This window comes from Micromonospora sp. NBRC 107095 (genome assembly GCF_030269705.1).
In the GTDB taxonomy this organism is placed as follows: domain Bacteria; phylum Actinomycetota; class Actinomycetes; order Mycobacteriales; family Micromonosporaceae; genus Micromonospora; species Micromonospora parva.
Map to the genome: position 1 here is coordinate 555,909 of NZ_BSTU01000006.1, position 19,573 is coordinate 575,481.

A 19,573-nucleotide genomic window follows, 5' to 3' on the forward strand; every position below is an offset into this window, starting at 1 on the left:
TGGTTCGCTACCTCGGGGGCGTGGCGGCGGGCAGCGAGTGGCAGGGCTGCGACGGCGGGGCTTCCCGGGGCGGTCGGTGGACCAGCACGAGGGCCAGCACCGCGCCGGCCAGCAGCAGCCCCGCGCACCAGGCCAACGCCGCGCGGTACGCGTCGGTCAGGTCGGCCTTCTGCTCGTAGCCGCCGCCGGAGAGACCGACCAGCAGCGGCAGCGCCGCCACCGCGAGCAGGCCGCCGGCACGGGACGCGGCGTTGTTGAAGCCGCTGGCGACCCCGGAGAACCGGTCCTGCACGGCGGCCAGCACCGACGCGGTCAGCGGTGCCACCACCAGGGTCAGCCCGATGCCGAAGAGCAGCACGCCGGGCAGCACGTCGCGCCAGTACGACGCGCCCGGTCCGACGCCGCGCAGCAGCAGTAGACCGACTGCGGCGATCACCGGTCCGACGGCGAGTGGCAGGCGCGGGCCGATCCGCGCCGACAGCGCGCCGGCCCGCGCCGACCCGACCAACAGCAGCAGCGTCATCGGCAGCAACGCGATGCCGGTGCGGAAGGCCGACCACTCGACCACGTTCTGCAGGTAGACGGCGAAGAAGAAGGTGAAGCCGCCGAGCGCCGCGTAGACGACCACCGTGAAGAGGTTCAGCACCGAGAAGAGTCGGCTGCTGAACAGCCCGGTGGGCAGCATCGCGGCGTCGCCACGCCGCCGCTCCAGCAGCACGAAGGCCACCGCGGCGAGCACACCGACCGCTGCCGCGATCAGCACCTCTGCGGAGTCGAACCCGCGAGCTGGCGCGTCGATCAGGGCGTAGGTGACGCCGGCGAGCGCGAGCGCTCCGAGGAGGGCTCCGGCGACGTCGAACCGACGTCGGGTCTGGTCCCGTCCCTCGGTCCGGGAGGCGCTCTCGTCCCGGCTCTCCGGCACCCAGCGCAGTGCGGCCAGCAGCACCAGCACGGCGATCGGCAGGTTGAGGAAGAAGATCCAGCGCCAGGAGAGCGCGTCGATGAGCCAGCCGCCGATGAACGGGCCCAGCGCGGTGGACACGCCGGACAGCCCGGCCCAGGCACCGATCGCGCGGCCCCGGTCGTCGGGGTGGAAGCTCGCCTGGAGCACCGACAGCGACCCGGGCGTGAGCAGCGCGCCGCCGGCACCCTGGAGGAACCGCGCTCCGATCAACCAACCGGTGTCCTGGGCGAGCCCGCAGAGCACGGAGGCGGCGGTGAACCAGACCACGCCGATGAGGAAGATTCGTCGCCGGCCGAAGCGGTCCCCCAGCGCACCGCCGAGCAGCACGAACGCCGCCAGCATCAGCAGATAGCCGTTGATGGTCCACTGGAGATCGGCGACGTTCGCGCCGAGATCCTGCCCGAGCTTCGGCAGCGCCACGTTGACGACGGTGCTGTCGAGGAAGACCATGCCAGAGGCGAGTACGGCGGCGAGCAGCGTGCCCCGGCCGGCGGTGGTGCCCATCCGGAGGGCGGACGCCGGCACGGGTGCGGTCATCCCACCAATCTGCCTTGCATCATGTGGGAGACGCCACGAAACGCCGAAACCGTTCCCGGGTACTGTGCGCAATCGCCGGGAGCCCCCAAGCTGGAGAGGTGTCGTCTGTGCGTACCAGATCAGGACCGCGAGCGGCGGTGGCTGCGCTTGCCGCGGCGCTGGCGCTCGGCGTGGCCGGTTGCGTCCCGCCGGATGAGCCGGCCACACCGCCGCCGAGTGACGGCGGCAACGCCGTGGAGCAGTTGAGCGAGCTCACCGTCGCTACCGCCGGCTCGATGAAGGGCTACAGCCGGGACCGTTTCCCGCACTGGCGGGACACCGGCAAGAACTGCGACATCCGGGACAGCATCCTCCAGCGCGACGGCAAGGACGTGAAGCTATCCGGCTGCAACGTGGTCGGTGGGCGCTGGGAGAGCGTGTACGACGGTCGCAGCTTCTCGGATCCCTCCGACGTGGACATCGACCACATGGTGCCGTTGGCCAACGCGTGGCGCTCGGGTGCCGACGAGTGGGACAACGCGAAGCGCGGCGACTTCGCCAACGACACCACCCGTCCGCAACTGTTCGCGGTTTCCGCCTCGTCGAACCGGGCAAAGGGTGACCAGGACCCGTCCCAGTGGAAGCCGGCAAACCGATCGTACTGGTGCAAATACGCCCAGGACTGGGTGACGGTCAAGCACTACTGGCGGCTGACGGTGACCACCGCCGAGAAGGCCGCACTGACCGACATGTTGGAGGGCTGTTGAGTGGGGAGCGAATCGTGACCGCCGCCGGGGAGGGCGTCCCGTCCGCCGCCGGCATGACCGCCGACGGCACCGCCGAGACTCCCGCCGCCGTGCCAGGTGCCGGCATGGTCGCGGATTCCGGCGGCGCGGCCGGCCCGCAGAGCCGCACCACCGACATCGTGCCCGGCCCGGGCGGCGTGATGACCGACGAGGTCGGCGTCGTCACCGGTGACCTGACGCTGCGCACCGAGTACGCGGACGGCAAGGTCACAGTGCGGGTGCAGTACAAGGACGCGGACGAGTGGTACGCGGTGACCGGCACGTCGGTCACACTGGCCGACCCGGCCGGGCTGGACGCGGTGCACGGCGTCGCGGTGGGGCTGCTGAACCGCCCCGAGGGCTGACGACCGCCGGCACCGCGTCCAGCGACTCAGACGTACGAACCGGGCTCGGTGGGCGCGGAGACCACGCCCGGCGCGTCCCCCTCGCCCTCGGGCCGGACGATCTGCGCGCTGACCCCGTGCGGGCGCAGTTCGCCACTGGCGATCTGCTCGGCGAAGTGACACGCCACCCGGCTGCCACCGATCTCCCGCAACACCGGTCGCTCGTCGCCGCAGCGGGTGGGCTGCGCCCACGGGCAGCGCGTGTGGAAGCGGCAGCCGGACGGCGGGTTGGCCGGCGATGGCAGGTCACCGGCGAGCAGGATCCGCTCCCGGCGGTCCTCCACGTCCGGGTCCGGCACCGGCACCGCGGACATCAGCGCCCGCGTGTACGGGTGCAGCGGCTCGTTGTAGAGCCGGTCGCTCGGCGCCTCCTCGACCAACGCCCCCAGGTACATGACGCCGACCGTGTCGGAGATGTGCCGGACCACGGCGAGGTCGTGCGCGATCACCAGGTAGGTCAGCCCCAGGCTGTCCTGGAGTTCGTCCAGCAGGTTGACCACCTGGGCCTGGATCGACACGTCGAGCGCCGAGACCGGCTCGTCGGCGACGATCAGCTCCGGCCCGAGGACCAGCGCGCGGGCGATGCCGATGCGCTGCCGCTGCCCGCCGGAGAACTCGTGCGGGTAGCGGGACAACGCCCAGCGTGGCAGCCCGACCGCGTCCAGCGTCTCGCCGATGATCCGTCGACGGTCGGTGCGGTCGGTGCCGATCCCGTGGGTCTGCAGGCCCTCGGTCAGGATCGACTCGACGTTCTGCCGCGGGTCGAGACTGGACATCGGATCCTGGAAGATCATCTGCATCCGGCGACGCATGCCGCGCAGCTTGCCGGCCGGCAGCGTGGTCAATTCGACACCGTCGAAGCTGACCTCACCGGCGGTTGGCGGGGTGAGCTGGAGCAGCGCCCGACCCAACGTGGACTTGCCGCAACCGGACTCACCCACCAGGCCGTACGTCTTGCCCCGCGCGATGCTCAGGTCGACCCCGTCGACAGCCTTCACCTGGCCGACCACCCGGTCGAAGAGGACTCCCCGCTTGATCGGGAAGTGCACCTTCAGGTCGCGCACCTCGACGAGGACGTCGTTCTCGCTACGCTCGCTCACGCCAGCACTCCGCTTCGCTCCGCGCCGGCCCGAGACGCCACGCTGCTGTGCCTGATGGTTCGCTCGCTACGCTCGCTCACGCTGATTCCTCCTCGCGCGGGGCGGGCACCGTGCCCGGCACCGGCTCCGGGTTGACGCACCGGTAGCTACGTCCGTCGTGCGCGTGCACCAGCTCCGGCGGCTCACCCACGCACTCGTCGGTGCGGCGGGCGCAGCGCGGGGCGAAGGCGCAACCGTCCGGCCAGGGCAGCAGGTCGCGGACCGAACCAGGGATCGGGTTGAGCTTCTCGCCCCGCCCGGCGTCCAGACGCGGCACCGAACCGAGCAGACCCACCGTGTACGGGTGGCGCGGCTGACGGAACAGCGGACGACGGCGGGCCGTCTCCACCACCCGGCCGCCGTAGAGCACGTTGACGGTGTCGCACATACCGGCCACCACGCCCAGATCGTGCGTGATCATCAACAGCGCGGTGCCGGAGTCCCGGACCAGTTCCTTGAGCAGCTCCAGGATCTGGGCCTGGATGGTGACGTCGAGCGCGGTGGTCGGCTCGTCGGCGATCAGCAGCCGCGGCTGGCAGGCCACCGCCATCGCGATGAGCGCACGCTGGCGCATCCCACCGGAGAGCTGGTGCGGGTACTCCTTCAGCCGCCGCTTCGGGTCGGGGATGCCGACCCGGTCGAGCAGCGCCGCCGCCTCCTTCGCCGCGGTCTCGCCCTTCATCCCCCGGTGCCGGGTGAGCACCTCGGTCACCTGCAACCCGATCGGGATCACCGGGTTCAACGAGGAGAGCGGATCCTGGAAGATCATCGCGATGTCCCGACCCCGGATGTCCCGCCGCGACCGGTCGTCGAGCTGGAGCAGGTCGGTGCCGTCGAAGACGGCCTTGCCTCCGACCCGCAGGCCCGGCTGCTTGGGCAACAGACCCATGATCGCGAGCGAGGTGACGCTCTTGCCGCAGCCGGACTCACCGACCAGGCCGACCACCTCACCGGCGTCGACCGAGAAGGACACGCCGTCGACGGCGTGCACGGCCCGCTGACCGCGGCGGGCGAACGTGACGGAGAGATCTTCAACTTCGAGCAGTGCCATTACCGGCCCTCCGTTCGCGACTGCGGGGCTCGCAAGCTCACTCCTCGCGCTTCACACATACCGGGCCTACTTCCGCAGCTTCGGGTCGAGGGCCTCACGCATCGCCTCACCGAGCAGGGTGAAGCCGAGCGCGGTGATGATGATCGCGACCGCCGGGTAGATCGCCAGCGACGGCCGGATGCCGAGGTACTGCTGCGCGTCGGCGAGCATGACGCCCCACTCCGGTACGGCGGTGTCCGGGTTGCCCAGACCGAGGAAGGAGAGCGCCGCAGCCTCGATGATCGCGGTGGCCAGGGTCAGGGTGGCCTGCACGATCACCGGGGCGAGCGAGTTGGGCACCACGTGGGTCAGCGCGATCTTCGACTTCTTGACGCCGAGCGAGGTCGCCGCCAGCACGTAGTCGCTGTTGGCCTGCGAGATCATCGAGCCGCGCAGCAGCCGGGCGAACACCGGCACCGAGACCACACCGACAGCGATCATCACAGTGGTCAGGCTGGCCCCGAGCAGGGCGGCGATGCTCACCGCCAGCAGCAGGCTCGGCATCGCCAGCAGCATGTCGATGAAGCGCATCAGGGTGGTGTCGACCCACCGCCCCCACCGGCCACCGAGACCGGCCGCGGCGCCGGAGATGCCACCGATCAGCGCGCCGATCGCCAGACCGATCAGGGTGGAGACCACGCCGACCAGCAGGGTCTGCCGGGCACCCACGATCATCCGGCTGAACTCGTCACGGCCCTGGTGGTCGTAGCCGAACCAGTGGTCGCCGTCGGGGCCGGGGATGACACCCGGCTTGATCAGCCCTTCCCGGATACCGATCGTGTCCGTCGGCGCGTACGGCACGAGGAACGGGCCGAGCACCGCGACCAACACGAAGATCGCCAGGATGACCGCGCCGACGATCGCCGCCGGGTTGCTCCGGAGTCGGCGGAACGCCTCCTGCCAGAGGCTGACACCCCGCTCGTCGTCGCGGGCGGCCAGTTCGGAGAGCCGGTCGATCTTTTCGCGCTTCTTGCCCGGGCTGAGGGTCATCGCACCCTCACCCTCGGGTCGATGAAGCTGTAGGAGAGATCAACCAGGAGGTTCACCAGCACGTACACCACCGCGATGATCAGGATGAAGCCCATCAGCACCGGATAGTCGCGTTGGCCGATGGCCTCGGCGACGAACGCTCCGATGCCACTGAAGGCGAAGACGGTCTCGGTCAGCACCGCGCCGGAGAGCAGGCCACCGGCGAGCAGACCGATCGAGGTGGCCACCGGCAGCATGGCGTTGCGCAGGACGTGCCGGCGACGGACCGTCTGCTCGGTCAGGCCCTTCGCCTCGGCGGTGCGTACGAAGTCCTCGTTGAGCACCTCGAGCACGCTCGCCCGAGTGATCCGGACGATGATCGCCAGCGGGATGCTGGCCAGCGCGATGGCGGGCAGCACCAGATGCCAGAGGGCGTCGGCTGCGGCGTCCCACTCCCGGGTCATCAACCCGTCGAGGACGAAGAAGTTGGTCACCCGGGTCGCCCCGAGCGTCGGGTCCTGCCGACCGCTGGACGGGAACCAGTGCAGGTTCTCCGAGAAGATCGCTTTGAGCACGTAGCCCAGGAAGAAGACCGGGATGCAGATGCCGATCAGCGAGCCGCCCACTGACGCGTGGTCCAGGAAGCGGCCACGACGACGGGCGGCCAGGTATCCCAGCGGGATGCCGACACCGATCGCGATGATCATCGCGGTGATGGTCAGCTCGACGGTGCCGGGGAAGCGCTCGATGAACTCCGTGGTGACCGCCCGCTTGGTGGAGGTCGAGGTGCCCAGGTCGAGCTTGATCATCCGCCGTACGAAACGGCCGTACTGCACCAGGATGGGCTCGTCGAGCCCCATGTTGCGACGGATCGCGGCCCGCATCTCGGGGGTGCCGCGCTCGCCGAGGATGGCGGTCTCGGGGCCGCCGGGGAGACGGCGGAGCCAGATGAAGAGCAGGAGGGAGAGCCCGAACAGCGTGGGTATCAGCTGAAGCAGGCGCCTGACGATGAACCGGAACACGGCGGCCTCGAAGGGGTGCGGAGGGTTGCGGGCGGGCGCTGTGCGACAGCGCCCGCCCGCGTTCCTTGCTGCGTCAGATCAGGACTTACTTGAACTCGGCGGTGGAGAACCGCTCGTCGGTGAGCGGGCTCGCCTTGACGCCGGTCACGTCCTTGCCGAACACGATCGCCGGCGGCGAGTGCGAGATCGGCACACCGGGCAGGAAGTCCATCACGGACTTGTTCAGGGCCTTGTACTTCTCGGTCCGGGCCGCGATGTCGGCGGTGGTGTCCGCGTCCTTGAACTGGTCGAACAGGGCCTTGTTGTTGAAGCCCCACTCGTCCTTCGGCCGGTCGAAGAAGGTGCCGATGAAGTTGTAGGCGTCGCCGTAGTCACCGGTCCAGCCCAGGAAGTGGATGTCGTGCTTGCTACCCGAGGTGGTGGCGTTCAGGTAGTCCGGGCTCCACTTCAGCGGGATGGCCTCGACGGTGATGCCGACGGCCTTCAGATCCGCCGAGAGCAACTCGAAGATGTCCTTCGGGTTCGGCATGTACGGCCGGGTGACCTCGGTCGGGTAGTGGAACTTCAGCGTCAGGTTCGACGCGCCGGCCTCGGCCAGCAGCGCCTTCGCCTTGGCCGGGTCGTAGGTGTACTTCGTGACGTCACCGTTCCAGCCCTCGACGGTGTCCGGCATGAAGTTGTCGGCGACCTTGGCGCCCGGCGGCAGCTTGGAGGTGACGAGCTGCTCCCGGTTGAGGGCGTACGCGATGGCCTGCCGGACCCGGAGGTCGGCGAGCTTCGGGTTGCCCTTCTGGTTGATCGCCAGGTAGAGCACGTTGAACGCCGGGCGGGTGAGCATGTTGAAGCCCTCGGACTTCAGCGGCTCGACGTCGGCCGGGCCGACCAGGTCGTAGCCCTGGATGTCGCCGGAGCGCAGCGCCTGCTTGCGGGCGTTCTCGTCCGAGATCGTCTTGAAGATGAGGGTCTTCAGCTTGGCCTTGGGGCCCGAGTAGTCCTCGTTGCGCTCCAGGGTCAGCGTCTTGTTGGCGACGTCCCAGGCCTTGAACTTGAACGGGCCGGTGCCGGTCGGGTGCTCCGTCGCGTACGCCGGGTACTTGATGTCCTCGGCGGTGCCCGCGACGTTGCTGGCGTCGAACTCCTGCAGCGCCTTCGGGCTGTGGATGGAGAACGAGGGGAGCATCAGCGCGGCCGGGATCTTGCTGGAGACCCGGGTGAACGAGAGGTCCACAGTGGTCGCGTCCTTGGCGGTGCACGACTTGAAGAGGCTCGGCGGGAGGTCCGCGTTCTCGTTGTTGGCGAAGCCGCCCATGACGTCCTGCCAGTACGCGGTGACGTCCGGGCTCTGCATGAGGCCCTTGGCGTTGTACCAGCGGTTGAAGTTGACGCAGACGGCCTCGGCGTTGAAGTCGGTGCCGTCGTGGAACTTCACGCCCGAGCGGAGCTTGAAGGTCCAGGTGGTGCCGGCGGCGTCCGGGGTCCAGGACTCGGCCAGGCCGGGGGTGACCTTCGTGCCACCCTCCTCCGGTCGGACCAGGGTCTCGAAGACCTGACGCGCCACACGCAGCGACTCACCGTCGCTGGCGAAGCTCGGGTCGAGCACCTTCGGGTCTCCGGCGACGCCGAAGACGAGGGTGTCCTTCTTGCTTCCACCGGATTTGTCGTCGCGGTTGCTCTCGGCGCAGCCTGCTACCGCGAGGGCCGCGACCGCGACGGCCGCGATCGCGACCTTCGGCCTGGGTGCACGCATGTGTGCTTCACCTCGTCCTTGGGGGTACGGACAACGTGGTGACAGGGGTCACCGATGGCGGTGACCATAGCTCCCGATACGACCAGCCGGAAACCGCCGGGTGGACTGTTGGTATCGGATCGTGCCTCAACCGCCGCTTGACATTCGATTCGTAGGCAAACGGCAGCCAAAACCGATCAATCAGCACCCGCGATGCCAAACTGTTACGTCGAACAGCCCCGATGAGGGCACAGGTGTCAGATCATTTCCGGGCAGGGACACAGCGGTGGCCGGCACCCACCCGGGTGCCGGCCACCGGTCGTACGTCAGGGTCAGACCGCGCGACGCCCCTCGAAGGCGCGACCGAGGGTGATCTCGTCGGCGTACTCCAGATCGCCGCCGACCGGCAACCCGCTGGCCAGCCGGGTCACCGAGACGCCCATCGGCTTCACCATCAACGCCAGGTAGGTCGCTGTCGCCTCGCCCTCGGTGTTCGGGTCCGTGGCCAGGATCAGCTCCCGCACCCCGCCGCCACCGAGTCGGATCATCAGCTCCCGGATGCGCAGATTGTCCGGACCGATCCCCTCCAGCGGATTGATCGCACCGCCCAACACGTGGTAGCGACCGCGGAACTCACCCGTCCGCTCGATGGCCACCACGTCCTTGGGCTCCTCCACCACGCACAGCACCTCGTCGGTGCGGCGCGGGTCGCGGCAGATCCGGCACTGCTCGGACTCGGCCACGTTGTAGCAGGTGGTGCAGAACCGGACCAGCTCCTTGACCTTGCGCAGCGCGCCGGCCAGCCGGTTGACGTCGGCCGGATCCGCCGAGAGAACGTGGAACGCGATCCGCTGAGCGCTCTTCGGACCCACGCCCGGCAGCCGACCCAGCTCGTCGATCAGATCCTGGATGGCACCTTCGTACATCTGCCGGCTCAGAAACCGGGCAGGCCGAGGCCGCCCATGCCGCCGGCGACCGGGCCCATCTTGCGCTCGGTCAACTCCCGGGCCGCCTCGGCGGCGTTGTGCACGGCCGCGATGACCAGATCCTCCAGCGTCTCCACGTCCTCCGGGTCGACGGCCTTCGGGTCGATCTTGATGGCCTTCAGCTCACCGGAACCGGAGACGGTCGCGGTGACCAACCCGCCACCGGCGGTGCCGGTCAGCTCGGCCTCGGCCAGCTCGGCCTGCGCGGCGGCGATCTGCTGCTGCATCTTCTGCGCCTGCTTCAGCATCTGCTGCATGTTCGGCTGTCCACCTGGGCGCACGGGATGGCTCCTTCTCGCACTCGTCTGCTCGACCGCCGCTCAGCCTATCCGCTGGGACCGACCTCGCCCCGCCCGGAGCGTCCGCCCACGCCGGGCGCTGCGGGTACGGCTACCCCTACCCCGAACCGGCCATCTGGTGGTAGTGCACCCAGAGCCGTCGCACTGGTCTGCTCGGGGTATGAACCTCACCCGTACCGGCCGGGTCGGCGCGCTGTGCTGGCTGGCGGCCGCGCCCGTCTTTCTCGTCGCCAGTCTGGTCACCGGGCTGCGCTGGCGCGAGCCGACCTACAGCTGGGCCACCCACAACATCAGCGACCTCGGCAACGTCCACTGCGGCAACTGGGACACCACCCGCCCCCGCTACGTCTGCTCGCCGTGGCACCCACTGATGAACACCGCGACCCTTGCCACCGCCGTACTGCTCGCCGTCGGGCTCCTGCTGACCTGCCGGATCCTTGGCCGCGGCCCAGTGGTGCGCTCGGCCCAGACCCTCCTGTTGCTGGCCACCGGCGGCTACGCCCTCGCGGCCGGCTACCCGGCCGACGTCGACGAGAACCTGCACGTCCTCGGCGCATTCCTGATCATGGGCCTGGGCAACGTCGGTCTGGTTCTCGCCGGCTTCGCCCCGGGCGGCACGACGCTCGGCCGGTACCGACGGCTCACCCTCACCGCGGGGCTCGTCGCACTGGCCGGGACGACGTTGTTCGCCGCCCAGCAGGGCCTGGGAATCGGGGTAGGCGGCATGGAACGAATAGCCGTCCTACCCTTCCCCCTCTGGGCCTGCTGCCTCGGAGTCCTCCTGGCCGAACCCCCTCCCCTGCGCGATCTTGCACTTTCTGCGCGGACATAGGAGGGCATTCTGCCCATTCCGACAACCGAAACTGCAAGATCGACGAGCCGGGGGCGGGGCTAGCGGGCGTCGACTTCGTTGATCTTCTCGGCGCCGAAGGTCTCCCGGAGCAGCCGCACCGCCTGCTCCTCGCTCGACTCCCGCGCGGTCTTCTCGTCGATGATCTCGTCCAACGGCTCGTCGCCAGGGTCGAACCCCTCATAGACCGGGGTCGCCGCCGGTGCCGCGCCGCCGGGCCGGCCGGCTCGCGTCGGACCGTCGAAGTCCGGGTCGTAGGGCGGCTCGCCGGCCCATTCGGCGTCCGCGATGGGCCGGGCTGCCGCTCCGGTACGCGCACCGCGCCCCGCCGCCGCCGCGCGAGCCGCGGCGATGGCGCTGCTCACCGGTGCGCCACCGGCTGTCGCTGGCTGCCGGGCCGCCGGTGTCGGGTTACCCCGCCCGTCCGGCCTAGCGCCACCGGCCGCCGCCCCGGGACCACCCGAACCGCCGGGTCCGCCACCGTTCGCGCCGCCGCCGTTGGTGCCGGTGCCGTTGGTGCCGGTGCCGTTCACAGCGCTGCCGTTGGTGCCGCCACCGTTCGCGCCGGTTGACGCCGACGCGGGCTGGGAGCCGTCCGGGCTCGACCCGCTGCCGGCCGACGCGCCGCCGGGGCGGGCGGCCTCCGGCCAGTCCTCGTCATCCGTCGCCTCGGCGACGGGGGCACCGCCGCCGGGGCGGGCCGCCTCCGGCCAGTCGCCCTCGTCGTCCGCCGCCGGGGCGGACGGCACCGCACCCTGGCGACCTGCACCGTGACCACCGCTACCCGCACCGACACCGCCCCGCGAAGCCGGGCCGGCAGCGCCGCTCGGGTCGCCGGGTGTCCCAGTCCCCGGCCCGGCGGCGTTCGCACTTGGCGCGTTCGTGCCAGCCGCTGCGCTGATACCTGGCCCGGAGTTCGAGCCAGGCGCAGCGTTGGGGCCTGACGCGGGGTTCAGGCTCGGCGCGGGGTGGGAGCCCGGCGCAGCGTTCGAGCCGGAGGCGGGGTTGAAGCCCGGCGCAGTGTTCGGCCCTGACGCGGGGTCGAAGCCTGACGCGGGGTTCGATCCAGGGGCGGCGTTCGAGCCCGGCACGGCTGGCGGCGCGCTCGTCGGGCCGGCGGCGGGCGGGGTCGCGGCGGGCGCGGCTGCGGGGCGGGCCGGGGCGGCGGGTTGCGAGCGCGGAGGGCCGGACAGCGACGTGCCACCGCGCTCGCCGGCCACCTCGCACCGGATCTGCCAGCGCCCGCCCAACTCCTCGTAGAGCGCGTCGGTGAGCACCGCCGCGTGGTCGGCCATCATCTTGGCCAGCACCGTGGACTTCACCGTCAGGACCAGCATGTCGCCGTCGAGTTCACGGACCACCGCGTCCCGCATCAGGGCGGCGATCCGCTTGTTGGTCCGGTTGACCTTGCCGACCACGTCGGGCCAGACGCGGCGCACCGCGACGGCGTCCAGCGCGGGAGCCGGTGCCCCCGGGCGGGGCGGCGCGGGCGTGGCCGGGTCGGGAAGCACCGCCGACGGTGGCACCACGCGACGCGGGGCCGGCCCGGCGGGCGAGACGGGGACGGTCGGGTCAGCAGCGACCGAGCCGGTCGACGCACCCGGGGACGCCGGGATCGGCGAGTCGGCCGTCGACACGTACGAGGTCGGAGCACCCGAGACGGGAGCACCGGAGGCGGGTGCGCCGGTGGCCGGCGCGGGAGCACCCGGGGCCGCAGCGCCCCGGGCCGGTGGCGCGGCCGGGTCGACCTCCCACGGCGGTGCGGAGGTCGGGGCGTTCGCGGGGGTGGCGGCAGCCGGGACCGGGGTGGCTGGCTGTGGGCGTACCCCTGGGTGGTTGGCGGGCGCGGAGCCGGCGGCTGCCGACGGCGCGTCGGTGCCGCCCACCGTGAGCCGGCGTTCCATCCGTTCCAGGCGCTGGAGGAGGCCGCCGGTGGAGTCGTCCACGCCGGGCAGCAGCATCCGGGCGCAGATCAGCTCCAGCAGCAGGCGGGGCGCTGTGGTGCCGCGCATCTCCACCAGGCCGTCGTGCACGATGTCGGCGCAACGGGAGAGCGTGGCCGGGCCGAGTTGCGAGGCCTGGGCGGCCATCCGCTCGATCTGGTCGGCCGGGCCGTCGATCAGGCCCTTCGCGGCGGCGTCCGGCACCTGCTGGAGCACGATCAGGTCGCGCAGCCGTTCCAGCAGGTCGGAGGCGAACCGGCGCGGGTCGTGACCGGCCTCGGCGACCCGGTCGACGGTGGCGTACGCGGCGGCGCCGTCACCGGCGGCCAGCGCGTCGCACATCTCGTCGATCAACGCGGCGTCGGTGACCCCGAGCAGCGCGGCGGCCCGGGCATAGGTGACCCCCTCCGGGCCGGCCCCGGCGATGAGCTGGTCGAGTACGGAGAGGCTGTCCCGGGCGCTGCCGCCGCCGGCGCGGACCACCAGCGGGAAGACCGCCGGTTCGACGGCGACGCCCTCGGCCTGGGTGAGCTGCTCCAGGTACGGGCGGAGCACCTTCGGCGGGATCAGCCGGAACGGGTAGTGGTGGGTCCGCGACCGGATCGTGCCGAGGACCTTCTCCGGCTCAGTGGTGGCGAAGATGAACTTGACGTACTCCGGAGGCTCCTCGACCAGCTTGAGCAGGGCGTTGAAGCCCTGGGTCGAGACCATGTGCGCCTCGTCGATGACGTAGATCTTGAAGCGACTGCTGGCCGGCGCGAAGAAGGCGCGCTCGCGCAACTCACGGGCGTCGTCGACACCACCGTGGCTGGCCGCGTCGATCTCGATCACGTCGATCGAACCGGCGCCGTCGGTGGCCAGCGAGCGGCAGGACTCACACTTGCCGCACGGCTCCGGGGTGGGGCCCTGCTCACAGTTGAGCGACCGGGCCAGGATCCGGGCGCTGGAGGTCTTGCCGCAGCCGCGTGGGCCGGAGAAGAGGTAGGCGTGGTTGAGCCGTCCGCTGCGCAGCGCCTGCGACAGCGGCTCGGTCACGTGCTCCTGACCGATGACCTCAGCGAAGGTACGTGGCCGGTACTTGCGGTAGAGCGCCAGCGTCACTCGTCCCGCCTCCTCTCGACCGAGCCATTCTGCGCCGGTCGGGCGCGGGTGACCACCCACCCCGCCGCGGCGCCCGGGCCTACGGACTTGATCGACTCGGCTTCCTGCCTTGATCGACTCGGCTTCCTGGAAACCGCGGTGTCCGTGGGGCCGGGACACCGCGACATCATGAATGTCGAGTGGATCAACCAGCCCACAGACAAAAAGGCCTCCCGTGCACCCGGCAGAGCTCGCTTATCCTTGCTGCCTTCCGGCCCTGGGGAGGTTCACGAGATACCGCCGCACGGGAGGTGACGCCCAGCCTACCCGACCGCCCGTCGATCTTCAGGGGGTGGTGGGGTGGCCCGGCCGAGCGGGGCCTGTATCCTGGCTCGCGGAGGATTCGCCTAGAGGCCTAGGGCGCACGCTTGGAAAGCGTGTTGGGTTAACACCCTCACGAGTTCGAATCTCGTATCCTCCGCTCGCCTGAGCAGCACCAACGACAGGGCCGGCCCCGACGGGGACCGGCCCTGAGTCGTCTGTGCGGTGGCGTCAGCCGACCACCTGGACGTGCTCCGCGCCCTGCCCGGAGAACCACGCCTCCAGCTCGGCGCCGCCAACGGACCGGGTCGCCCCCTCGTCGACGAGGACCGGACCGACGACGGCACCCTTCGCGCCCTCGAACTGGCTGCCGAACATCCGCGCGCCGGTCAGCACCGTCGGCATGCCCGTGCTGCCGAGCGTGCTCCAGCGCAGACTGGCCAGCTCAAGATTGGCGCCACGCAGGTCGGTCTTGTAGAGCTTGGCGGAATTGAGAATCGCGTGCCGGAGATCCGCCCCTTCCAGAACGGCGTCGTCGAGCTGCACCGCGAACAGCCGCGCCGACCGGAACAGCGCATTACCGGCCGAACAACCGACCATTTCCGCCTTGGCCAGGTCGGCGAACGAGAAATCAGCGCCCTGCAACTCGGCGTTGCTCAGGTTGGCGTCGCCGAGGTTGGCCTCCTCGAATCGGACGCCGACCAGATGCGAATTGGCGAGATAGGCGCCGGCCAGGTCGAGACGGCTGAGGTCCGCACCGCGAAAATCCAGAAAATCCCCGGACAGGTACGCGGTGGCCGAAGCGTCGGCGAACCACTCCTCCAGCGCTTCCCGCGCGTCGGGGCTGTCCGGCCAGCGAATCACGTCACCGCTGGTCCGCTTGTATCTACTCATTTGTCGAACACCACCTTGCCGTCCCACTCCGGTCGACCAGCGACCCGCGCCTTGAGATCGGCCAACGCACTCGGCGACAGGCTCCGGGTGTTGAGAATGACGTTCTGTCCACCAGCGACCTCGTCGGCGAGTTTCTGCTCGAACTCCTCGCCATCGTAGCGACCCTTCATACCCTCGGGCATCGGCTCACCAGCCCGCCGCCCGGCCGGGAACAAATCATTGGGGGACTTGACGTCCCAGTTCTCCCCGTTGGAATCGATGAACTCGCCCTGGTCCTTCTGAAATGCGGGATCCGAGTTGTCGAGTTCGGCCCGCTGGATCGGCCCGGGGATCTTGCCGTCCGCCTCGGCCGCGAGCCCGACCTCGGCCTCGATCCGGGACTTCGCGCTGATGTTGCCGTTGTGGGCCGGGTCGGCGGCGAGTTCCTCCAGCCGCCGCTCGTACTCGGGGGTGCCGGGCTTGGGGCTCTGGTATCCGTCGTCCCCGCCGGACGGGCGACCTGTTGGGTCGCCGGATTCGCCGCCCGGCCGCCCGAGCTTGAACTCCTCGGCGGCGAAGTCCTGCCCGCCGGTGACGGTTTCGGGCACCTCGCTGGAACTGCGTCGCCGCTGCCCCGGGATGTCGCTGTCGCCGTCACCCGGCCGCGACGTGGTTCCGCCGTCACCGTTCCCGCCTGGGGGCGTCCTGGGTTTCGCCATCGCCTTCGCCCTAGCCGTTCAGCAGCTTGGACAGGTTGGTGAGGCTGGAGATCAGTGCGCCGACGTACGTCAGGATGCGCCCACCCCACTTGACGACTGCCGCCACGATCGACGCGGCGATCGCCGGGATGGTGACCACGAAGATCGCCTCGACGGCCCACACGATCACCCGCGCCACCAGGTCGGCGATGAGGTCGCGGACGATATCGCGGGTGAACGCCACCAGGTTCCCGGCGGCCTGGGTGGCGGCGGCCATCGCGGCGGAGATGCCGCTCAACGCGTCGATCCCGGTGACGTTGTGCGCCATCAACGTCTGGTACGCCGTGGCGGCCTGCCCCTGCCAGCCGGGCAGGTCCACCCCGAGGCTGGTCTTGAGGTCGGTGGCCATGCTCTCCAGTTCGGCGGCCATGTTGTTCCAGGTCGCCGCGTGCGCGGTCACCACGTCGGGCATGCCGGTGAGCTGGTCGAGGATTTCGCGCAGCGGTTCGAAGTACTCCATCGCCCAGCCCAGCCCGTTGGCGAGCAAAGCGCTGAAGGGATCCAGCACCGTCGCGACGGCCTCGACGCCGAACGCCGCACCAGCCAGCAGGTCGTCGACCCAACCCTCGCTGTGGATGGCGTCGACCAGACCTTGGAAGCTGTCCGCGGCGGCCGCGCCGGTCCAGGGCTTACGGGTCGACTGGACGTCGGCGATCAGCGAGGCGTCGGTCATGACGCCGGGTCCAGTTGGCTGCCCACCTTGCGGATCGTGTTGTCGGAGTCGACGTCGGCGTTGTCGTAGTTGTCGGCGGTCGTGCCCAGCCCCTTCACGACCAGGGCCAGGTTCTCCTCGGCGTACGCGATCAGCTCGTCCTGCCGGGTGTGCCGGCCCTCCAGGATCCCGGAGATCCACCCACACAACAGCCCGTACGCGGCGTCGTCCTGGGTGATGTGCGCGCTGGCGTTCTTGACCGCGCCGAAGCGGGCGCGCAACGCCTCGATGTTGCGTGCGTGCTGGCGGATCTGTTCGGCGTCGACCTCGAACCCGCCGCTCACCGGGTCACCACCGGCCGTGCTGCTCGTCCGGGCCACCGACCGCGGGCTCGGCGTCACGCAGTTGCTGCCCGACGCGTTCGGCGATCGCCCGCGCGGCAGGCGAATCGGTGCCCAGGGTGTCGCTGATGATCTCCTGAGCGCGGTCGGCCAGTTGCCGCTTGGCCGTAGCGATCGTGGTCATGATCGTCCGGGCGACGACATCGGGGGCGACCCGTTGGACCCGCTGCCCCAGGTGCAGGTCGACGAGCGCGCCGACGGAGTCGATGGTGACCTCCACCAACCCGTTGCCGTCGGCGACCGTCACCCGCAGTTCCTGGATGCGCTCGCTCATCGCGTCGGTGGCGGTGGCCAGCTGGTCGAGGCGACCCTTCCACTCGGCGAGCCGATCCATGGCACCGCCGGGGTCCAGCAGCCCTCCCGCGTGCGGAACGTCGGCCGTCATGTGTCCCTCGGTCGTTCAAGGTGATCATGCTTAGCTGAGCGAGATTAACATGAGGACGCCTCCACGACCGTCCACCTGGGACGCGGCAACTCTTGTCGGGCGCCACGACCCCGGCGCGCCGTCGTCACCAACCCGCCCGGCGCACCTGAACGAAGCTCGCCCGGTGCAGGTCGACGTTGGGGCCTGAGCGACCCACGGCCCGACGAGCGCCGCCCCCTCCGGCCGGCCCTCGGCCCAGCGCGGCCGAATGCGCCCCAACCCGTCAACTTCGTCGAGATCTTGGACAGTTTCCGTCCGCGCAGAACGGAAACTGTCCAAGATCTCGGCACCGTGGCCGGCGCGACAGGGGAGGGCGCAAGATCGTGGTCGTGGGCAGTCAGAACAGCGGGCCGCCACTCTGCGGCCCGGCGATCCGGAGACCGAAGCGCTGGGGCCAGACGATCGCCGTCCGGTCGGACAGACCGCTCCACGTCTTGTTCTGCGGTACCAGCCCACCGGCTGAGCCGTGGAACGGGTCGACGACCCCGGACGGATAACCGGCGAGGTCACCCTTCACCTCTTCCCCGGGGGACGCCACGAGGGCGTCGAACCCGGCGGCGCGGCTGAGGTTCAGCAGCGCGACGGCGGAACCGAACTTGTCGCCCTGCTCGGACCCGTCGGGAACGGCCGAGTGGTTCTGGTCGAACGCCTGCGCACCGGCCCCCGTCAGCCTTGCGGCGGACCCCTTGAGCAGGGTGGCGCTGCCGGCGTCGACCCGCGAGCCGATGTCCTCGCCGGGGGCGCCGACCAGCACGTCCGCCTTACCGTCGCCGGTCACGTCGCCGACCGCCAACGCGCCACCGAAGCGGTCGTCAGACTCGGGATCGTCCGGCACACCGGCCGTACGCTGGGTGATGATCTGAACCGCGCTGCTGGACAGGCCGCCGGAGCGGCCGGCGAGGCGAACGGACAGTGCGATGACGAACCACATCGGCTGATTCGGGGGTGAGCGCGGACGGCGGGTACGGTCCCGAGGGCCGGCGGAGCCCGCCGCCGTCGTACACATGTTCTATCCACACCCTGTGGACGACGGGGGACTGATGAGTTACCAGCTCAGCGCGGTGGTCGCGGACGCCGAACTGCTCCGCGAGCAGACCACCGAGCTGGACCACGCGGTCCTCGGCGAACTGCGCCAGGACTTCGCGTTACTGCCGGTCACCCCACAGTTGGTGATCGAACTGACCGGGTCGTTGCCGGATTTCGCGACTGACGACCGGAGCACCGAGTGTCCCTTCGGCCTGGTGCTGTCCACGGCCCTGGTCGAGGTGCTGACCCGTTGGTCACAGTCGGGGCCGGTGGCGTACCTGGAGGCGGAGTTCGGTGCTGGCTCCGGTTACCAGTCGGCGGCGGTGTGGTTGAGCGGGGAGCTGTCCTGGGGTCCGTGCTTCGACGACGAGTTGGAAGCGCCCCGCCCGCTCTGGCCGATCAACGGGGCCCTGACCCGACTCGGCGTCGAGCCCGGTACCTGGATCGACCCGTTCGCCGAACTGGGGTTGCACCTGGAGCGGAACACCAACGGCTGGTTGGCGCACGGGCGGCGTCGGCTCAGCGCCGACTACTGGGACGAGCTGGTCGAGCAGTGGGAAAACCAGTAATCCGGCCACTGCCAGCAACCTGAATGCTCCCGTTCCGTTGGGGACTGGGGGATTCCATGAAATTGCGACAATTTGCGTTTATTGCCACGCTGATGACTGCTGCCTCGATCGCCGGCAGCGGCGTACCACCAGCCGGGCCGATCCCGGACGGCCGGCCCGTCGGCAGCGTGGAGATCATCGACCTGAACGGCCTGCGGAACATCGAATTCGGTGCCACCGAGGACGAGCTGACCCGACGCGGCATCCTGCGTACCAGCCTGGACGCCTGCGGGCCGGTGCTCGCCGGCCATGACACCGTCAGCCCGGTCTTCATGGACGACAAACTCGTGCTGCTCTGGGTCGGCGACCCGATGCGGACACCGGAGGGCATCACGGTCGGCTCGCCCGTCGACCAGGTCTGGGACAGCTACCCCCGGGTCAGCCGACTTCGCGCTCCACAGGGGACACATCGCCTCGACGGGCTGCTCGCCCGCAGCGGCGACCGCGCGTACCTGTTCCTCCACGACGGGCGCACGGTCCGAAAAACCATCGCCGGGTACGCGGACTGGGCCCGCCGCCTCTTCCACGACGGCGTCGGCCCCTGCTGACCCACCACCACCGCGCCACCGGCCGACGAAGAAACGCCCGGCTCGATCCTCACGGGTCGAACCGGGCGTTTCCGCACTACAGAGCGGTGGCGGAGGGATTTGAACCCTCGGAGGGCGTTAACCCTCACACGCTTTCGAGGCGTGCTCCTTAGGCCGCTCGGACACGCCACCGCCGACGAGGGTACAGGA

The 19,573-nt window shown here is 70.3% G+C and carries 20 protein-coding genes, 2 tRNA genes and 1 other RNA gene; 6 read left to right on the forward strand and 17 right to left on the reverse strand.

Annotated features, from left to right (window positions below; all coding sequences use genetic code 11):
• Nucleotides 1-7 precede the first annotated feature (7 nt).
• Entirely contained in the window at nucleotides 8-1,501 is a 1,494-nt protein-coding gene (locus QSK15_RS28320; RefSeq protein WP_285797100.1) for an MFS transporter, read from the reverse strand.
• 107 nt (nucleotides 1,502-1,608) lie between these two features.
• Here QSK15_RS28320 and QSK15_RS28325 point away from each other — a divergent pair, with 107 nt between their 5' ends.
• Both QSK15_RS28325 and QSK15_RS28330 read left to right on the forward strand, forming a co-directional pair.
• Nucleotides 1,609-2,247: an HNH endonuclease family protein gene (locus tag QSK15_RS28325; RefSeq protein ID WP_285797101.1), complete on the forward strand. Its 639-nt coding sequence runs from the start codon at nucleotides 1,609-1,611 to the stop codon at nucleotides 2,245-2,247.
• On the forward strand, nucleotides 2,241-2,630 hold the full coding sequence (locus QSK15_RS28330) for a hypothetical protein (protein ID WP_210859008.1): 390 nt from the start codon (nucleotides 2,241-2,243) through the stop codon (nucleotides 2,628-2,630). The genes QSK15_RS28325 and QSK15_RS28330 overlap by 7 nt, the downstream gene beginning before the upstream one ends.
• A 26-nt stretch (nucleotides 2,631-2,656) precedes the next feature.
• On the opposite strand, the gene QSK15_RS28335 is transcribed toward QSK15_RS28330, so the two are convergent.
• The 7 genes from QSK15_RS28335 to QSK15_RS28365 all read right to left on the reverse strand — a co-directional run bounded on the left by QSK15_RS28335 (nucleotide 2,657) and on the right by QSK15_RS28365 (nucleotide 9,858).
• The gene (locus QSK15_RS28335; RefSeq protein WP_285797102.1) at nucleotides 2,657-3,769 is read right to left on the reverse strand and encodes an ABC transporter ATP-binding protein; all 1,113 of its coding nucleotides are present in this window, start codon (nucleotides 3,767-3,769) and stop codon (nucleotides 2,657-2,659) included.
• A gap of 76 nt (nucleotides 3,770-3,845) precedes the next feature.
• Nucleotides 3,846-4,859, reverse strand: coding sequence for an ABC transporter ATP-binding protein (locus tag QSK15_RS28340; protein WP_279515343.1), 1,014 nt, complete (start codon nucleotides 4,857-4,859; stop codon nucleotides 3,846-3,848).
• Between the two features lie 66 nt (nucleotides 4,860-4,925).
• The gene (locus QSK15_RS28345) at nucleotides 4,926-5,888 is read right to left on the reverse strand and encodes an ABC transporter permease (protein WP_088987229.1); all 963 of its coding nucleotides are present in this window, start codon (nucleotides 5,886-5,888) and stop codon (nucleotides 4,926-4,928) included.
• Complete coding sequence (locus QSK15_RS28350; protein WP_030328131.1) at nucleotides 5,885-6,889, reverse strand: ABC transporter permease; 1,005 nt, start codon at nucleotides 6,887-6,889, stop codon at nucleotides 5,885-5,887. The genes QSK15_RS28345 and QSK15_RS28350 overlap by 4 nt, the downstream gene beginning before the upstream one ends.
• An 85-nt stretch (nucleotides 6,890-6,974) precedes the next feature.
• Nucleotides 6,975-8,636 (reverse strand): ABC transporter substrate-binding protein, encoded by a 1,662-nt coding sequence (locus tag QSK15_RS28355; RefSeq protein WP_285797103.1) that lies wholly within the window; start codon nucleotides 8,634-8,636, stop codon nucleotides 6,975-6,977.
• Nucleotides 8,637-8,947: 311 nt separating this feature from the next.
• Nucleotides 8,948-9,541, reverse strand: a complete 594-nt coding sequence (gene recR / locus QSK15_RS28360; protein WP_285797104.1) for a recombination mediator RecR — start codon at nucleotides 9,539-9,541, stop codon at nucleotides 8,948-8,950.
• 8 nt (nucleotides 9,542-9,549) lie between these two features.
• On the reverse strand, nucleotides 9,550-9,858 hold the full coding sequence (locus QSK15_RS28365) for a YbaB/EbfC family nucleoid-associated protein (RefSeq protein WP_030328137.1): 309 nt from the start codon (nucleotides 9,856-9,858) through the stop codon (nucleotides 9,550-9,552).
• A 202-nt stretch (nucleotides 9,859-10,060) separates the two neighbouring features.
• Between QSK15_RS28365 and QSK15_RS28370 the strand changes: the two genes are divergently transcribed.
• A complete protein-coding gene (locus QSK15_RS28370; protein ID WP_285797105.1) occupies nucleotides 10,061-10,732 on the forward strand; it encodes a DUF998 domain-containing protein in 672 nt (223 codons plus the stop codon).
• A gap of 59 nt (nucleotides 10,733-10,791) precedes the next feature.
• Here QSK15_RS28370 and QSK15_RS28375 read toward each other — a convergent pair whose 3' ends face one another.
• On the reverse strand, nucleotides 10,792-13,794 hold the full coding sequence (locus tag QSK15_RS28375; protein ID WP_285797106.1) for a DNA polymerase III subunit gamma and tau: 3,003 nt from the start codon (nucleotides 13,792-13,794) through the stop codon (nucleotides 10,792-10,794).
• Nucleotides 13,795-13,997: 203 nt separating this feature from the next.
• An RNA gene (gene ffs, locus QSK15_RS28380) (signal recognition particle sRNA small type) lies at nucleotides 13,998-14,087 on the reverse strand.
• 82 nt (nucleotides 14,088-14,169) lie between these two features.
• Here ffs and QSK15_RS28385 point away from each other — a divergent pair.
• A tRNA-Ser gene (locus QSK15_RS28385) sits at nucleotides 14,170-14,254 on the forward strand.
• A gap of 71 nt (nucleotides 14,255-14,325) precedes the next feature.
• Here the strand turns inward: QSK15_RS28385 and QSK15_RS28390 are convergent.
• From QSK15_RS28390 to QSK15_RS28415, 6 genes are all read right to left on the reverse strand, one after another.
• Entirely contained in the window at nucleotides 14,326-14,988 is a 663-nt protein-coding gene (locus tag QSK15_RS28390) for a pentapeptide repeat-containing protein (RefSeq protein WP_285797107.1), read from the reverse strand.
• Nucleotides 14,985-15,686 (reverse strand): hypothetical protein, encoded by a 702-nt coding sequence (locus QSK15_RS28395; protein WP_285797108.1) that lies wholly within the window; start codon nucleotides 15,684-15,686, stop codon nucleotides 14,985-14,987. The genes QSK15_RS28390 and QSK15_RS28395 overlap by 4 nt, the downstream gene beginning before the upstream one ends.
• Before the next feature lie 10 nt (nucleotides 15,687-15,696).
• Entirely contained in the window at nucleotides 15,697-16,398 is a 702-nt protein-coding gene (locus tag QSK15_RS28400) for a WXG100 family type VII secretion target (RefSeq protein ID WP_285797109.1), read from the reverse strand.
• A complete protein-coding gene (locus QSK15_RS28405; RefSeq protein ID WP_285797110.1) occupies nucleotides 16,395-16,721 on the reverse strand; it encodes a type VII secretion target in 327 nt (108 codons plus the stop codon). Before QSK15_RS28405 ends, QSK15_RS28400 begins: the two co-directional genes overlap by 4 nt.
• A 4-nt stretch (nucleotides 16,722-16,725) precedes the next feature.
• Nucleotides 16,726-17,163 (reverse strand): YbaB/EbfC family nucleoid-associated protein, encoded by a 438-nt coding sequence (locus QSK15_RS28410; protein WP_285797111.1) that lies wholly within the window; start codon nucleotides 17,161-17,163, stop codon nucleotides 16,726-16,728.
• A 376-nt stretch (nucleotides 17,164-17,539) separates the two neighbouring features.
• Nucleotides 17,540-18,133: an FG-GAP repeat protein gene (locus QSK15_RS28415; RefSeq protein WP_285797112.1), complete on the reverse strand. Its 594-nt coding sequence runs from the start codon at nucleotides 18,131-18,133 to the stop codon at nucleotides 17,540-17,542.
• Nucleotides 18,134-18,242: 109 nt separating this feature from the next.
• Between QSK15_RS28415 and QSK15_RS28420 the strand changes: the two genes are divergently transcribed.
• Nucleotides 18,243-18,797 carry a hypothetical protein gene (locus QSK15_RS28420; protein WP_285797158.1) on the forward strand — a complete coding sequence of 185 codons (555 nt, stop codon included), beginning with the start codon at nucleotides 18,243-18,245 and terminating at the stop codon, nucleotides 18,795-18,797.
• 92 nt (nucleotides 18,798-18,889) lie between these two features.
• Nucleotides 18,890-19,384, forward strand: coding sequence for a hypothetical protein (locus QSK15_RS28425; RefSeq protein WP_285797113.1), 495 nt, complete (start codon nucleotides 18,890-18,892; stop codon nucleotides 19,382-19,384).
• 84 nt (nucleotides 19,385-19,468) lie between these two features.
• Here the strand turns inward: QSK15_RS28425 and QSK15_RS28430 are convergent.
• Nucleotides 19,469-19,555: transfer RNA gene (locus QSK15_RS28430), tRNA-Ser, on the reverse strand.
• Nucleotides 19,556-19,573: the final 18 nt, after the last annotated feature.